This window comes from Pseudomonas sp. A-R-19, assembly GCF_019956575.1.
In the GTDB taxonomy this organism is placed as follows: Bacteria; Pseudomonadota; Gammaproteobacteria; order Pseudomonadales; family Pseudomonadaceae; genus Aquipseudomonas.
Genome location: NZ_JAHBDR010000060.1, coordinates 91,815 through 106,911, shown reverse-complemented (window position 1 = coordinate 106,911; position 15,097 = coordinate 91,815). Strand labels below are relative to the sequence as shown.

At 60.9% G+C, this 15,097-nt stretch carries 13 protein-coding genes and 1 tRNA gene; 2 read left to right on the top strand and 12 right to left on the bottom strand.

Annotation, left to right across the window (positions count from 1 at the left end; translation table 11 throughout):
- Positions 1-154: 154 nt before the first annotated feature.
- The 6 genes from KGA88_RS16890 to leuC all read right to left on the bottom strand — a co-directional run bounded on the left by KGA88_RS16890 (position 155) and on the right by leuC (position 6,742).
- Positions 155-1,165: an aspartate-semialdehyde dehydrogenase gene (locus KGA88_RS16890; protein ID WP_110662243.1), complete on the bottom strand. Its 1,011-nt coding sequence runs from the start codon at positions 1,163-1,165 to the stop codon at positions 155-157.
- 247 nt (positions 1,166-1,412) lie between these two features.
- Positions 1,413-2,525 carry an aspartate-semialdehyde dehydrogenase gene (gene asd / locus KGA88_RS16885; RefSeq protein WP_110662242.1) on the bottom strand — a complete coding sequence of 371 codons (1,113 nt, stop codon included), beginning with the start codon at positions 2,523-2,525 and terminating at the stop codon, positions 1,413-1,415.
- Between the two features lie 66 nt (positions 2,526-2,591).
- Positions 2,592-3,674: a 3-isopropylmalate dehydrogenase gene (leuB, locus tag KGA88_RS16880; protein WP_085722986.1), complete on the bottom strand. Its 1,083-nt coding sequence runs from the start codon at positions 3,672-3,674 to the stop codon at positions 2,592-2,594.
- Positions 3,675-3,739: 65 nt separating this feature from the next.
- Positions 3,740-4,507 (bottom strand): class I SAM-dependent methyltransferase, encoded by a 768-nt coding sequence (locus KGA88_RS16875; RefSeq protein ID WP_223592901.1) that lies wholly within the window; start codon positions 4,505-4,507, stop codon positions 3,740-3,742.
- 157 nt (positions 4,508-4,664) lie between these two features.
- Positions 4,665-5,309, bottom strand: a complete 645-nt coding sequence (gene leuD, locus KGA88_RS16870; protein ID WP_110659883.1) for a 3-isopropylmalate dehydratase small subunit — start codon at positions 5,307-5,309, stop codon at positions 4,665-4,667.
- A gap of 2 nt (positions 5,310-5,311) precedes the next feature.
- Positions 5,312-6,742: a 3-isopropylmalate dehydratase large subunit gene (gene leuC, locus KGA88_RS16865; RefSeq protein ID WP_110659882.1), complete on the bottom strand. Its 1,431-nt coding sequence runs from the start codon at positions 6,740-6,742 to the stop codon at positions 5,312-5,314.
- A 147-nt stretch (positions 6,743-6,889) separates the two neighbouring features.
- Here leuC and KGA88_RS16860 point away from each other — a divergent pair, with 147 nt between their 5' ends.
- Positions 6,890-7,780: a LysR family transcriptional regulator gene (locus tag KGA88_RS16860; protein ID WP_110659881.1), complete on the top strand. Its 891-nt coding sequence runs from the start codon at positions 6,890-6,892 to the stop codon at positions 7,778-7,780.
- Positions 7,781-7,845: 65 nt separating this feature from the next.
- Entirely contained in the window at positions 7,846-11,124 is a 3,279-nt protein-coding gene (locus tag KGA88_RS16855) for a PAS domain S-box protein (RefSeq protein WP_223592899.1), read from the top strand.
- Between the two features lie 54 nt (positions 11,125-11,178).
- Here the strand turns inward: KGA88_RS16855 and KGA88_RS16850 are convergent, their stop codons facing one another.
- The 6 genes from KGA88_RS16850 to KGA88_RS16825 form a co-directional block, all read right to left on the bottom strand.
- Complete coding sequence (locus KGA88_RS16850; RefSeq protein WP_223592896.1) at positions 11,179-11,625, bottom strand: Hsp20 family protein; 447 nt, start codon at positions 11,623-11,625, stop codon at positions 11,179-11,181.
- A gap of 129 nt (positions 11,626-11,754) precedes the next feature.
- Positions 11,755-12,714: a tRNA dihydrouridine synthase gene (locus tag KGA88_RS16845; RefSeq protein WP_223592886.1), complete on the bottom strand. Its 960-nt coding sequence runs from the start codon at positions 12,712-12,714 to the stop codon at positions 11,755-11,757.
- Between the two features lie 169 nt (positions 12,715-12,883).
- Entirely contained in the window at positions 12,884-13,333 is a 450-nt protein-coding gene (locus KGA88_RS16840) for an acyl-CoA thioesterase (protein WP_110659877.1), read from the bottom strand.
- A 48-nt stretch (positions 13,334-13,381) separates the two neighbouring features.
- Positions 13,382-14,215: an alpha/beta fold hydrolase gene (locus KGA88_RS16835; RefSeq protein ID WP_110659876.1), complete on the bottom strand. Its 834-nt coding sequence runs from the start codon at positions 14,213-14,215 to the stop codon at positions 13,382-13,384.
- Positions 14,216-14,244: 29 nt separating this feature from the next.
- Positions 14,245-14,784: a TetR/AcrR family transcriptional regulator gene (locus KGA88_RS16830; RefSeq protein ID WP_110659875.1), complete on the bottom strand. Its 540-nt coding sequence runs from the start codon at positions 14,782-14,784 to the stop codon at positions 14,245-14,247.
- A gap of 185 nt (positions 14,785-14,969) precedes the next feature.
- Positions 14,970-15,045, bottom strand: a tRNA-Glu gene (locus tag KGA88_RS16825).
- Between the last annotated feature and the right edge of the window lie 52 nt (positions 15,046-15,097).

Sequence of the window (15,097 nt, the reverse complement as noted above, 5' to 3'; positions counted from 1 at the left end):
CCGCTGCCGTAAGGCATTGCGCGCAACGGCGAGGGTCGTCGCGCGCGGTCATTTCATTGATGCCCGGCAAAGCCCCGCAAAGCGGCTCGCCTTCGGCACTGCGGCAAGCATAGGCTCGCCCGGAATCATTCGACAAATTGTTGCAAAGTATCTTTTACAGCAGGTCTTTTATCAACAACTCGGCCAACTGCACAGCGTTGAGCGCCGCGCCTTTGCGTACGTTATCTGACGTCAGCCACAAATTAAGTTCCGACAGGTCGTCGATCCCATGGCGAACCCGACCGACGTAGACCACATCCTGCCCCACCGCATCGCCCACCGGCGTCGGGTAATCGCCAGCTTCCACCAGCTCGATGCCGGGTGCGTCTTCCAGGGCCGCATTGATTTTCGCCAGGTCGATTTCACTCGCGGACTGCAGGGTCACGCTATAGCTATCGCCAAAAAACACCGGGGCTTGAATGCAGGTGACGGAAATCTTCAACGAAGGTCGCGCCATGACCTGGCGCAGTTCGCGCACCAGGCGTTTTTCCAGCAGGGTATGACCTTGCTCATCCGGCGTGCCGACCTGGGCCAGCAGGTTGAAGGCCATCTGCCGGTCAAAGAATTTCGGCTCCAGCGGCCTCACATTCAGCAACTCGGCAGTTTGCCGGGCGAGCTCACTCACCGCTTCGCGGCCCTGGGCCGATACCGCCAGGCTGGCGGTCAGGCTGATGCGCTGCAGATCGAGCAAATCCATCAATGGCGCGAGCACTACCGCCAGCGCGGTGGCCGACGGGCTTGGACTGCTGACCTGAAAGGGCTTTTTCAAGCCGGCCAGCACCTGGGCGTTGGCCTCAGGCACGACCTGCGGCGCCTTTTCCGCCGACAAGGCACCGGAAAGATCGATCACCGAGCAACCAGCGTCTGTCGCGCGGGAAGCAAAACTCAAGGAAACCGCCGGGCCGGCGGCAAAGAATGCTAGTTGCACCTTGCTGAAGTCGAACTCATCGACTTCCCGCACCCGTACGTTCTTGCCGCGAAACGGCACCGAACTGCCGGCTGATTCGCTGCTGGCCAGCAGGTGCAGGGTGCCGATCGGGAAATCGCGCTCTTCGAGAATCTGCACGAGTGTCTCGCCGACAGTACCGGTGGCGCCGATCACGGCAATATCAATGGACTGGCTCATGGTTTGACCTCTGGCGAAACGGGGGGAGCGGCACTTTACCGGGTGAGTGACACACAGGCAATTTCTGCAGGGGGTTATGCGGCGCCGATGAGATCGCCTTCGCCAGCAAGCCGGCTCCTACACGCGTGAGTAATTTCATCATTGCAGGAGCCGGCTTGCTGGCGATGGCGACCTGACTGGCGACACAACTCCCATAAAAAAACCCGCACCTCTTTCAAGGCACGGGTTCTTTCATTGCATCAATCGATCAACGCTCGAGCAGGATCCGCAGCATGCGACGCAGCGGTTCGGCCGCACCCCACAGCAATTGGTCGCCGACAGTAAACGCGCCGACGAATTGCGAACCCATGTTCAGCTTGCGCAGACGGCCAACCGGGATGTTCAGGGTGCCGGTGACCTTGTTCGGGCTCAGCTCCTGAATGCTGGTCTCGCGGCTGTTCGGCACCAGCTTGACCCAAGGGTTGTGCTGGCTGATCAGCCCTTCGATATCAGCGATCGGCACGTCTTTGTTCAACTTGATGGTCAGCGCCTGGCTGTGGCAGCGCATGGCGCCGATGCGCACGCAGATGCCATCGACCGGGATCGGGCTCTTGAAGCGACCAAGGATCTTGTTGGTCTCGGCCTGGGCCTTCCACTCTTCGCGGCTCTGGCCGTTCGGCAGTTCCTTGTCGATCCACGGGATCAGGCTGCCGGCCAGTGGTACGCCGAAGTTTTCAGTCGGGTACGCGTCGCTGCGCATGGCTTCGGCCACACGACGGTCGATGTCGAGGATCGCGCTGGCCGGGTCGGCCAGTTGATCAGCGACAGAGGCGTGGGTCGCGCCCATCTGCTTGATCAGTTCACGCATGTTCTGCGCGCCGGCACCGGAGGCCGCCTGATACGTCATGGCGCTCATCCACTCCACCAGGCCAGCTTCGAACAGGCCACCGAGGCCCATCAGCATCAGGCTGACGGTGCAGTTGCCGCCGATGTAGTTCTTGGTGCCCGCGTCCAGCTGCTGGTCGATGACCTTGCGGTTGACCGGATCCAGGACGATGACCGCGTCATCCTGCATGCGCAGGCTGGAAGCGGCGTCGATCCAGTAACCCTGCCAGCCGGCTTCGCGCAGCTTGGGGAAGACTTCGCTGGTGTAGTCGCCACCCTGGCAGGTCAGAATCACGTCGAGGGTTTTCAGCTCTTCAATGCTGTAAGCGTCCTTGAGCGGAGCAATGTCCTTGCCCACGGACGGGCCTTGGCCACCGACATTGGAAGTGGTGAAAAACACCGGCTCGATAAGATCGAAATCCTGCTCTTCCAGCATCCGCTGCATGAGCACGGAACCGACCATGCCGCGCCAACCGATCAGACCTACACGTTTCATCGCAACTACACCTTCTTGAAATGTGGGCCGCTACCTTGTCTTGAATTTGGTAGCGGGCCCGAGAGATTACAGATTCCGCAGCGCGGCGACTACTGCGTCACCCATTTCCTGCGTACCGACTTTAGTGCAACCGGCCGACCAGATGTCGCCGGTGCGCAAGCCCTGATCCAGCACCAGGCTGACGGCTTTCTCGATGGCATCGGCCGCGGCCTGTTGGTTGAAGCTGTAACGCAGCATCATCGACACCGACAAAATGGTCGCCAGCGGGTTGGCAATGCCCTTGCCCGCGATGTCCGGCGCCGAACCGTGGCACGGCTCGTACATGCCCTTGTTGTTGGTGTCCAGGGACGCCGACGGCAGCATGCCGATGGAACCGGTGAGCATCGAGGCCTGGTCGGACAGGATGTCGCCGAACATGTTGTCGGTGACGATCACGTCGAACTGCTTCGGTGCGCGCACCAGCTGCATGGCGGCGTTGTCGACGTACATGTGGCTCAGTTCGACTTGTGGGTAATCCTTGGCCACTTCCTCGACGATTTCACGCCACAGCTGGCTGGACGCCAGTACGTTGGCCTTGTCCACCGAGCACAGCTTCTTGCCGCGGACCATGGCCATGTCGAAACCGACACGGGCGATACGGCGGATTTCGCTTTCGCTGTACGGCAGCGTGTCGTAGGACTGACGCTCGCCGTTTTCCAGGGTACGGGTGCCACGTGGCGCGCCGAAATAGATGCCGCCGGTCAGTTCGCGAACGATCAGGATGTCCAGGCCGGAAACGATTTCCGCTTTCAGGCTGGAAGCCTCGGCCAGTTGCGGGTACAGGATCGCCGGACGCAGGTTGCCGAACAGGCCCAGTTGCGCGCGGATTTTCAACAGGCCGCGCTCAGGGCGGATGTCACGTTCGATCGCGTCCCATTTCGGGCCGCCAACGGCACCCAGCAGCACGGCGTCGGCCGCGCGGGCACGTTCCAGGGTCTCGTCAGCCAGCGGCACGCCGTGCTTGTCGATGGCGGCGCCACCGATTACGTCGTGGCTCAGCTCGAAACCCAATGCGAACTTGTCGCTGGCCAATTCCAGAACCTTGACCGCTTCGGCCATGATTTCCGGGCCAATACCGTCACCTGGGAGAATCAGAATCTGCTTGCTCATGCTTTCCTCATGTCATCAGTCGGTGCGCGCTTGGGCGCTCCCGGAAAAAATCCAGCGCTCAGCGCTTATCGTTCAGCCATCAGGACCAGTACATCGGTACTGAACGAGCCATCGGCCTCAATCTCAAAATATTCGCGTACTTCATTGCCCATCGACTGCTGCAAAGCACGGATCGCGGCGCGCATCACTTCAGGTGTGCGCATGCGCTCGACCCAACTGGTGTACTCCAGGCGCAAACGCTGGCGGGTGGTGCTGCGCGTGTGCAGCCCCGCCTCGCTGACCTGGCGCAACCACTCGCCTGCGGAATAATCGCGCACATGGCTGGTATCGCGCAGCACTTCGACGCTTTGCAGGTAAGTGTCGAACAGCGGGCTACCCGGTGACAACACATCGATGAATGCCGCCACGCCGCCCGGTTTCAACACCCGGCGCACTTCCCGCAACGCCACGCCGAGATCGCTCCAATGGTGCGCCGAATAGCGGCTGAAGACGAAATCGAACTCGCCATCGGCGAACGGCAGGCGCTCGGCGGCACCGTTGACCGTGGAAACGTTGCTCAAGCCACGGTCGACGGCAGCAGCGGTCACTACATCGAGCATCTGCTGCGACAGGTCGTAAGCCACCACTTCCTTGACCAACGGCGCCACATGAAAACTCACGTGACCGGCGCCGCAGCCCAGGTCCAGCACCCGTGCCTCGCCCTGCCCGGCCACCTCAGCCTGTAGCAGCGCGAATTCAGTGCCTTGAGCGTGTACGGCGCTGCTCAGGTAGGCCGAAGCCTGTTCACCGAATTGCTTCTGGACTACCTGGGTGTGCTGGGCGGTGCTGGTCATGGGGACTTCCTTTTTGGGGTTTAGCCTTGTGTCGTCTGAGCTGCCGTCTTCGCGAGCAAGCCCGCTCCCACAGGGGTTGTGTATACGCCACAAATCCAATGTGGGAGCGGGCTTGCTCGCGAAGAGGCCGGCCCTGTCTACCGAAATATCGGATCAATCACGCGTCGCGAAACAACCACGGCTGGCTCGCGCGATGCTTGGCTTCAAACGTCGCAATCGCATCGCCGTCCTGCAAGGTCAGGCCGATATCGTCCAGGCCGTTGAGCAGGCAGTGCTTGCGAAAGGCATCGATATCAAAGCTCAACACCTTGCCGTCAGGGCGGGTCACGGTCTGGGCTTGTAGATCAACCTGCAACTGATAGCCCGGATTGGCCTCGACCTGCTGGAACAGCTCATCGACTTCGGCATCGCTCAAGATGATCGGCAGCAAGCCGTTCTTGAAGCTGTTGTTGAAGAAGATGTCGGCATAGCTCGGCGCGATAATGCTGCGGAAACCGTACTCTTCCAGCGCCCATGGCGCGTGTTCGCGACTGGAGCCACAACCGAAGTTTTCACGGGCCAGCAATACGCTGGCGCCTTGGTAACGCTCGGCGTTGAGGACGAAGTCCTTGTTCAGCGGACGCTTGGAGTTGTCCTGGTACGGCTGCCCCACATCCAGGTAACGCCATTCATCGAACAGGTTCGGACCGAAACCGGTGCGCTTGATCGACTTCAAGAACTGCTTCGGGATGATCTGGTCGGTGTCGACGTTGGCACGATCCAAAGGCGCGACAAGACCAGTATGTTGGGTAAATGCTCTCATGCTTACTGCGCTCCCTGGATCAATTCACGGACGTCGATGAAACGACCGTTCACGGCGGCGGCGGCGGCCATGGCCGGGCTGACGAGGTGAGTACGGCCACCGGCACCCTGACGGCCTTCGAAGTTACGGTTGGAAGTCGACGCGCAATGCTCCCCACTTTCCAAACGGTCCGGGTTCATCGCCAGGCACATCGAGCAGCCCGGCTCACGCCATTCGAAACCGGCTTCGAGGAAAATCTTGTCCAGGCCTTCCGATTCGGCCTGCGCCTTCACCAGACCCGAGCCCGGCACCACGATCGCCTGCTTGATGGTCGAGGCCACTTTGCGGCCCTTGGCGATCACCGCAGCAGCACGCAGGTCTTCGATCCGCGAGTTGGTGCAGGAACCGATGAACACACGGTCGAGCTGAATGTCGGTGATCGCCTGGTTGGCGGTCAAACCCATGTATTTCAAGGCGCGGACGATGGAGTCGCGCTTGACCAGGTCCATTTCCTTCGCAGGATCCGGCACGTTCTGATCGACCGCCAAAACCATTTCCGGCGAGGTGCCCCAGCTGACTTGCGGCTTGATTTGCGCGGCATCGAGCTCAACCACGGTATCAAACGCGGCATCAGCGTCAGTCACCAGGTCTTTCCAGGCCTCGACGGCCAGGTCCCATTCCGCGCCTTTCGGAGCGAACGGACGGCCCTTGACGTATTCCACGGTTTTTTCGTCCGCAGCCACCAGGCCTACCCGAGCGCCGGCTTCGATGGACATGTTGCAGATGGTCATGCGGCCTTCCACGGACAGCTCGCGAATCGCGCTGCCGGCGAATTCGATGGCGTGGCCGTTACCGCCGGCGGTGCCGATCTTGCCGATCACGGCGAGCACGATGTCCTTGGCGGTCACACCGAAAGGCAATTGGCCTTCGACCGCTACCCGCATGTTTTTCATTTTCTTGGCGACCAGGCACTGGGTGGCGAGCACGTGCTCGACCTCGGAAGTGCCGATACCGTGAGCCAATGCGCCGAATGCGCCGTGGGTCGAGGTGTGGGAGTCGCCGCAGACCACGGTCATGCCCGGCAAGGTGGCGCCCTGCTCCGGGCCGATGACGTGGACGATGCCCTGGCGGATGTCGTTCATCTTGAATTCGACGATGCCGTATTCATCGCAGTTGTCATCGAGGGTCTGGACTTGCAGGCGCGAGACCTGGTCGACGATGGCATCGATGCCACCCTTGCGCTCCGGCGTGGTCGGTACGTTGTGGTCCGGGGTCGCGATGTTGGCATCGATACGCCATGGCTTGCGCCCGGCCAGGCGCAGGCCTTCGAAGGCTTGCGGCGAGGTCACTTCGTGGATGATGTGACGATCGATGTAGATCAGCGCAGAGCCATCGTCGCGCTGCTTGACCAAATGCGAATCCCAGAGCTTGTCGTAGAGCGTTTTGCCGGCCATCAGACGGTTCCTCATCAGCTTGTTTCTATGCCCCGGGTCTTGAAATGTTCAATAACCCTTTGGCTTGTGAGGCTGATCCTATGGGGTTACATTAAATAACTCAAATTCATATTTTTTATGCTTTGGATAACCAACTGGAATACGACCATGGACCTGGCCAACCTCAATGCTTTTATTGCCATCGCCGAGACCGGGAGCTTCTCCGGCGCTGGCGAACGGCTGCACCTGACCCAGCCCGCCATCAGCAAACGCATCGCCGGGCTGGAGCAGCAATTGAAGGTGCGACTGTTCGATCGCCTGGGTCGTGAAGTGGGCTTGACCGAGGCCGGGCGCGCCCTGCTGCCGCGGGCCTACCAGATTCTGAATGTCCTCGATGATACGCGCCGCGCCCTGACCAACCTCACCGGCGAGGTGACCGGTCGTCTGACCCTGGCCACCAGTCACCACATCGGCCTGCACCGCTTGCCTCCTTTATTAAGGGAGTTCACCCGCCGCTATCCCGAGGTGGCGCTGGATATCCAGTTTCTCGATTCGGAAGTCGCCTACGAGGAAATTCTCCATGGCCGCGCCGAACTGGCGGTCATCACCCTGGCACCGGAACCCCATGCACTGGTCAAGGCCACCCCGGTGTGGGACGACCCGCTGGATTTCGTGGTCGCCCCGGAGCACTCACTGCTCAACAATGGCAAGGTCAGCCTGGCGGACATCGCCCGACACCCGGCGGTCTTCCCCGGCGGCAATACCTTTACCCACCATATTGTGCAGCGCCTGTTTGAAGCCCAGGGCCTGACGCCAAACATCGCCATGAGCACCAACTACCTGGAAACCATCAAGATGATGGTCTCGATCGGCCTGGCCTGGAGTGTTTTGCCGCGCACCATGCTCGACGATCAGGTGGCGCGCATACCTTTGCCAGGCATACAGCTCACTCGCCAGCTAGGCTATATCCTGCACACGGAAAGGACGCTGTCGAATGCTGCCCGGGCTTTCATGGCCCTGCTGGACGCTCAACTCGATCCGCCAGGGACTCAAGGCTAACTTGTGCTACTCCTATAGAGCCGCGAAACCCTGTACAAAACGCCCATTCAGCCTAAGGCTTGCCAATGCCCAAATCTGTTGACCGTATTCCGCCAATGCCGCGCATACAGGCACTTGACCCGAAAAACTCCGAACAGAGCTGGGAGAGTGCCTCGCAATTGTTGGCCGCGCTCAACGGCGCGCGCCTGGGCGCCTGGTATTGGGACATCGAGCGCGGGCAGATCAGCTGGTCCCGGGGTACGCAGGCGCTGTTCGGCTTCGACCCCCGCAAACCATTGCCAGCGGATCTGGAGTACCTCGACCTGCTGCCCCCGGAAGATCGCGCGAAAACCGTTCGCGCGTTCCATGCGGTCATCGCTGGCGCGCCGCTGGAGCAAGCGATGCACCACCGCATCCGCTGGCCCGATGGCAGCCTGCACTGGCTGGAGATCAGCGGCAGCCTGTTGCCGGACAAGCACGGCAGGCCACGGATGATCGGTGTGATCCGCGAGATCACTCACCAGCGCCAGCGTGAACAGGCGCTGAGCAGCTCGGAAAAACGCTTTGCCACCCTGTTTCACCTGTGCCCGAACATGGTCCTGCTGACCCGTCAGGAAGATGGCCTGATCACCGAAGCCAACCAGTATTTCGAAAGCCTGTTCGGTTGGCCGGTGCAAAATGCGATTGGCCGCACCACCCTGGAACTGGGGCTGTGGGTGCACCCCGAGCAACGGGCCGACCTGGTCAAGGCGACCAAAGCCAAAGGCGACCTGGTCAGCATGGAAGTGCAGTTTCGCGCCAGCAATGGCCAGATCCACGATGGCATCCTCAGTGCGCAAAAGGTCGAGCTCGAAGGCCAGCCCTATCTACTGAGCACCTTCCTCGACACCACCGAACGCAAAGTCGCCGAACACGCACTCAAGGACAGCCAGGAACGCCTCGACCTGGCCCTGGACTCGGCGCAACTGGGTACCTGGGACTGGCACATTCCCAGCGGCATGCTCTACGGATCGGCACGGGCCGCCCAATTGCATGGCCTGGACGCCAAACCCTTCCACGAGTCCTTCGACGAATTCTTCGAAGGCGTGCCCGACGAAGAACGCGACACCATGCGCGATGCCTACCGCAGCCTGCGTGAAGGCCCGGCCGGCAACTACCAATTGACCTACCGCGTGCAATTGGCCGACGGCAGCTCGCGCTACCTGGAAAGCCGCGCCCGCCTCTACCGCGATGACAACGGCGTGCCGGTGCGCATGGCCGGCACATTGCTCGACATCACCGACCAGGTGGAGCGCGAACAACGGCTGGTGGCCTCCGAAGAAAAATTCGCCACGCTGTTCCAGGTCAGCCCCGATCCGATCTGCGTCACCCACCAGGACTCTGGCCAGTTCATTGAAATCAACTCCAGCTTCACCCAGACCTTCGGCTGGAGCACCGCCGATGTGATCGGCCGCAGCGCCGATGAAATAGGCCTGTGGGACGCTTCGGCGAAAAGCCTGCGACGGATCGAACAAGTGATCCGCGAACAAGGCCTGAACAACGTGGCCATTCTCGTCCAGCACAAGGACGGACAGGTCCTGACCTGCGTGATTTCCAGCCGCCAGATCAGCGTCGGCGACCAGCCCTGTATCGTCACCACGCTGCGCGATATCACCCAGCAACAGCGCTCGGAAGCGGCGCTCAAGGCCAGTGAAGAGAAATTCGCCAAGGCCTTCCACTCCAGCCCCGACGCCATCACCATCACCGAGCGCGACACCGGACGCTACCTGGAGGTCAACGACGGTTTCTGCCGCCTGACCGGTTACCGCGCCGAAGAAGTGGTGGGCCGCACGGTGTATCAGGTCGGGATCTGGGCCGAAGAAAAACAACGCTCGGCGCTGCTGGCGGAATTGCAGATCAAGGGGCGGGTTCATCACCAGGAAATGCTCGGGCGCAACAAGCGCGGCGAACTGCTCACCGTCGAAGTGTCGGTGGAGCCGATCACCCTCAACGAAACAGCCTGCCTGCTGCTGACCGCACGAGACGTCAGCCTGCTGAAAAACGCCGAAGCGCAGATTCGCCACCTGGCCTACCACGACCCCCTGACCAACCTGCCCAACCGCGCCCTGCTGATGGATCGCCTGAGCCAGCAGATCGCCCTGCTCAAGCGGCATAACCTGCGCGGCGCGCTGATGTTTCTCGACCTCGACCATTTCAAGCACATCAACGACTCCCTCGGGCACCCGGTGGGCGATACGGTGCTGAAAATCATCACCGCGCGCCTGGAGGCCAGCGTGCGCATGGAGGACACCGTTGCGCGCCTGGGCGGTGACGAATTCGTGGTGCTGCTCAGCGGCCTCGAAGGCACGCGCAGCGAGGTCAGCGATCAGGTTCGCGAAGTGGCCGACACCATCCGCGAACTGCTGTCCGAACCGATGTTCCTCGACGGCCAGCGCCTGCAAGTGACGCCCAGCATCGGCATTGCACTGATTCCCGATCACGGCTCGACCCCGACCGACCTGCTCAAGCGCGCCGACATTGCGCTCTATCGCGCCAAGGACTCGGGCCGCAATACCGCGCAGATGTACCACAACACCATGCAGAAGGCCGCGAGCGAACGCCTGCGCATGGAGACCGATCTGCGCCTGGCCCTTTCCCGGGGCGAGTTTCGCGTGCATTACCAACCCCAGGTCGACGCCCGGGGCGATCGCATCGTCGGCGCCGAGGCCCTGGTGCGCTGGAATCACCCAGACCTCGGCGCGCAATCACCCACCGAGTTCATCAAGGTACTGGAAGACAGCGGACTGATTCTGGAGGTCGGCACCTGGATCCTCGACGAAGCCTGCCAGGCCTTCAAACAACTGATCGACGACGGCCTGGTGAATCCTTACAAATTCAGCCTGTGCGTGAACATCAGCCCGCGCCAGTTCCGCCAGAACGATTTCGTCGAACGGGTCGAAAACAGCCTCGCCACCTACGGACTGCCCTGTACTTTACTGAAACTGGAAATCACCGAAGGCATCGTGATCCAGAACCTGGAAGACACCATCAACAAAATGCGCCGCCTGAAAAAACTCGGCGTGAGCTTCGCCATGGACGACTTCGGCACCGGCTATTCCTCGCTGACCTACCTCAAGCGCCTGCCGGTCGACACCCTAAAAATCGACCAGTCGTTCATCCGCGACGCCACCAGCGACCCGAACGACGCCGAGATCATCCGCGCCATCGTCGCCATGGCCCACAGCCTGGATTTGAAAGTGATTGCCGAAGGGGTGGAAACAGCGGAGCAGCTGGAGTTCTTGCAGGGGTTGGACTGTCACTTCTACCAGGGGTATTTACATAGCCGGCCATTGCCGGTGGAGGAGTTTCAAAAACTGCTGAAGTAGCGCTTTAGAGGCACAAAAAAGGGCGCCATTAGCGCCCTTTTTTCTTGCTCCGACTCAATGTTGCAGAGCCGGTTTTTGCGCCCCGTTGATCGGGATGCGCTTGGCTTTCGCCTCTTCCGGAATCACCCGCAGCAGGTCGATGCTCAACAGACCGTTGCGCAGGTCAGCAGCCTTGATCTCGATGTGGTCCGCCAGACGGAAGGACAACTTGAACGCACGCTGGGCAATGCCCTGGTGCAGGAAGGTCACGCCCTCGTTGGCGTCACGTTTGCCACCACTGATGGTCAGCACACCCTTCTCGACTTGCAGTTCCAGGTCATCTTCCTGGAAACCGGCGGCGGCTACGACGATGCGGTATTGATCGTCACCGTGTTTTTCCACGTTGTAGGGTGGGTAGGTGCTGCCTGGTTCATTGCGCAGGGCGGTTTCGAACAGGTCGTTGAAACGGTCGAAACCTACCGAGGAACGGAACAGTGGGGCCAGGGAAAAAGCAGTACTCATGGTTCAAATCTCCTGAAAACAATCAGCAAGTTTTTTTGTCTCCGCGACCCGAATTCGGCATCGCGTCCCCCTTAGATAGAGACCGCTGATTGCATTTCAAGAGATTATTTTCTGTTTTTTTAGAAAACTTCAGGCCGCCTCCGCCACCGGCAGCCCCAGCAAGCGCGAGACGTTATCCAGTTCGGTCTCACGCCGCAGGACGGTAAAGAGCTCTACCGCCTCGGGATAATTGCGGGTCAGCATTGCCAGCCATTGCTTCAGGCGACCCGGTGACTGGCGTGGCGTCATTTGCGCCTTGGCCTGCAACCAGAAGTCCTGGATCAGTGGCAGCAGCTCGTTCCAGGTCATCTCCACGACCTCTTCACCGGCCCGGGCAGCGGCGATCTGCCTGGCCAGATCGGGGCGTGAAACCAGGCCACGACCGAGCATGATGTCTTGCACGCCGCTGATCTCGCGGCAACGACGCCAGTCTTCGACGCTCCAGATATCACCATTGGCGAACACCGGCACCTTGACCACGTCCTGCACCCGCGGAATCCACTCCCAGTGCGCCGGCGGCTTGTAGCCGTCCACTTTGGTCCGAGCATGGACCACGATATGTTCCGCGCCGCCTTCGGCCAGGGCCGTGGCACACACCAGCGAACCATCCGGGCTGTCGAAGCCCAGGCGCATCTTGGCGGTGACCGGAATGTGCGCGGGGACGGCACGACGGACGTGCTCGACGATCTGGTTGAGCAGCTCGGGTTCCTTGAGCAATACCGCGCCACCCCGGGATTTGTTGACGGTCTTGGCCGGGCAGCCGAAGTTCAGGTCGATCACTTCGGAACCCAGCTCGCAAGCCAGCGCGGCATTTTCCGCCAGGCACACCGGATCGGAACCGAGCAGTTGCACACGCAGCGGCACACCGGAGGCCGTCCGGGCACCGTTGAGCAACTCCGGGCCGAACTTGTGGAAATAGGCAGGTGTCAGCAACTGGTCGTTGACCCGAATGAACTCGGTCACGCACCAGTCAATACCACCCACGCGGGTCAACACATCGCGCAGGATGTCGTCGACCAACCCCTCCATGGGCGCCAAAGCAATTTGCATGAAAAACACACTCGAGGAAAAACGTGCGGCAGTTTACTGGGTTCAGAGAAAATCTGCAGAACATCGCAGATCCATTGTGGGAGCGGGCTTGCTCGCGAAGGCGGTGGATCAGCCAACATCACCGTTGATGACAGACCGCTTTCGCGAGCAAGCCCGCTCCCACATGAGCTCAGGGTTGTACCAACTCCTGCGCCCGGATCGCCGGGCCATAGCCTTCGATGAACTCCGTCGGCATGCGCTTGGGCTTGCCGCTGGACAGCTCGATGCAGACAAACGTGGTTTGCGCACGCAGCAGCGTTGCATTGTCGCTGGGGCGGATCAGCTGGAAGTGCCGGGTCATTCTCAGGCGCTGATCCCAATCGACGATCCAGGTCGCCAATTGCAACTCATCGCCCTCATAGGCTGCCGCCAGGTAATCGATCTCGTGACGCACCACCGCCATCGCCCGGTCCAGCCGCCGATATTCGACCAGGTCCAGGCCAAGGCGTTGTGAGTGGCGCCAGGCACAGCGTTCGAGCCAGGTCACGTAGACCGCATTGTTCGCGTGCCCCAGCCCGTCAATGTCCTCGGCGTCCACTTGCAGATCAATGATAAATGGCGTTTCCCGATCCCAGCCCATGCCCCACTCCCGGTCATTTCGATTCGACCGGGGCAGTGTAACGGAAGCTCAGGCCGATTGGCGCGATTGCAGTCGGCGACCGGCCAGCAGTGATAACACGCCTTCGATCACCCGAGGGTCAGCCAGCACCCGCTGATGTCCACCGTCTTCCAGGCGCAGCAAACGGCTGTCGAACCAGGCTTCGTGGATCAGCTGAGACTCCTTGACCGATACCATCCGGTCATCTTCGGCGTGGACGACCAGGCCGGGCATATCGAGCTGATAGTGGGCGACATCCAGCGTCGAGGCGCGCATGCCGACGTCTTTCTCGACCTGGCGAATGAACGCCGAGCGGGCTTTGGGTGGCAGCCCGACATAACGCGCGAACCCACGCAACACACCCAGAATTCGCGCCGGGGCGGCAATGGTGACCAGGGTTTCCGTGCGCAGGCCCAACTGCACCGCAAGCATGGCACTGGCACCCCCCATGGAGTGGCCGATGACCGCTTGCAGGGGTGGCAGTTCAGCGGCCGCTTCAAGCATGGCCCGAGCAAAGAGCACCACATTCGCTTCGCTGCCCGGTGAGCGACCATGGGCCGGACCATCCAGGGCCACGACCGAGTAACCGGCATCGACCAGCGCGGTGATCAGGCTGGCGAACTGCGTTGGCCGCCCTTCCCAACCGTGCATCAGCAACACTGCCGGACCCTGCCCCCAACGCAACGCCGAGAGGCCGAAGCGCAAGGTGATCCGCTCGGACCTCGCCAACAGCGGCAGTTCCCAGTCACGGGGCGGCAGATCCCGCGGTGTCATGAAGGCCAGCCGCATTTTGCTAGCGACCAGTTTCGGGGCAAACCAGCCCAAGGTGCCATTAACGCCACGAACCCACTTTAACGCGCTCATCGCATTCTCCTCAGGCCGCAGCCTTCAGGTCAACGCACTGCCGATTTGGCGGCGCGCAGTAATCGATCGGACAACTCTCCCGGCCCAAGCGCCCGCGCCAGAGCCAGCCCACCCACCATCAAGGCCATATCGGCCAGGGCTTTATCGGTTTCTTCAGGACTGGACGCCAACTGCGCGACCATCATTTCCACATGCTCATTCAGCGCGACACGAAACGCGTCCGGCAGCCGCCCCAATTCGCCGACCGAAGCCGGGATCGGACAGGCCGATTCGGAGGAATCACGATGCTTGCGCGACAGGTAAAACGCGGCCACCAGAGCGCGGCGCTCTTCGCCGGTCAACTGCGCGTCCATGTCGGCAATCAGGTCGCGGCGATGACCGAGCAATTGCCTGAACGCCTCGAGCATCATCGCGTCCTTGCTTTCGAAGTGTGCGTAGAAGCCGCCGACCGTCAGGCCCGCCGCGCCCATCACTTCGCCCACGCTTGGCTCGGCCGGGCCGCGCTGAATCAGCGCGGCGCTGGCAGCCTTGAGGATGCGTTCGCGGGTCTGAGCTTTTTTATCGTTCATCGTTGCCTCCGAATATTACGATTGAAATATTATTCTCATAATAAATTTTAGCAAGTCATGGCTGTGACCGCTGGTCTGAAGAACAGTTTTTTGAAATGGGGGGGAATTTGGCCAAACGCCAGGCAAACAAAAGGGCCATTCAATAATTGAATGACCCTTATAAAATCCCGCAGAGCGGGTAATCGTGGCGTCCCCTAGGGGACTCGAACCCCTGTTACCGCCGTGAAAGGGCGGTGTCCTAGGCCACTAGACGAAGGGGACACAAACCCTTCTATACAACTGATCAGTGCTGAGTGCTGATCGATTCAAGGCC

Bases quoted from the DNA above. Each gene is read 5' to 3' on its own strand.
- KGA88_RS16890 (WP_110662243.1), bottom strand. From the start codon at position 1,165: ATGAGCCAGTCCATTGATATTGCCGTGATCGGCGCCACCGGTACTGTC.
- asd (WP_110662242.1), bottom strand. From the start codon at position 2,525: ATGAAACGTGTAGGTCTGATCGGTTGGCGCGGCATGGTCGGTTCCGTG.
- leuB (WP_085722986.1), bottom strand. From the start codon at position 3,674: ATGAGCAAGCAGATTCTGATTCTCCCAGGTGACGGTATTGGCCCGGAA.
- KGA88_RS16875 (WP_223592901.1), bottom strand. From the start codon at position 4,507: ATGACCAGCACCGCCCAGCACACCCAGGTAGTCCAGAAGCAATTCGGT.
- leuD (WP_110659883.1), bottom strand. From the start codon at position 5,309: ATGAGAGCATTTACCCAACATACTGGTCTTGTCGCGCCTTTGGATCGT.
- leuC (WP_110659882.1), bottom strand. From the start codon at position 6,742: ATGGCCGGCAAAACGCTCTACGACAAGCTCTGGGATTCGCATTTGGTC.
- KGA88_RS16860 (WP_110659881.1), top strand. From the start codon at position 6,890: ATGGACCTGGCCAACCTCAATGCTTTTATTGCCATCGCCGAGACCGGG.
- KGA88_RS16855 (WP_223592899.1), top strand. From the start codon at position 7,846: ATGCCCAAATCTGTTGACCGTATTCCGCCAATGCCGCGCATACAGGCA.
- KGA88_RS16850 (WP_223592896.1), bottom strand. From the start codon at position 11,625: ATGAGTACTGCTTTTTCCCTGGCCCCACTGTTCCGTTCCTCGGTAGGT.
- KGA88_RS16845 (WP_223592886.1), bottom strand. From the start codon at position 12,714: ATGCAAATTGCTTTGGCGCCCATGGAGGGGTTGGTCGACGACATCCTG.
- KGA88_RS16840 (WP_110659877.1), bottom strand. From the start codon at position 13,333: ATGGGCTGGGATCGGGAAACGCCATTTATCATTGATCTGCAAGTGGAC.
- KGA88_RS16835 (WP_110659876.1), bottom strand. From the start codon at position 14,215: ATGAGCGCGTTAAAGTGGGTTCGTGGCGTTAATGGCACCTTGGGCTGG.
- KGA88_RS16830 (WP_110659875.1), bottom strand. From the start codon at position 14,784: ATGAACGATAAAAAAGCTCAGACCCGCGAACGCATCCTCAAGGCTGCC.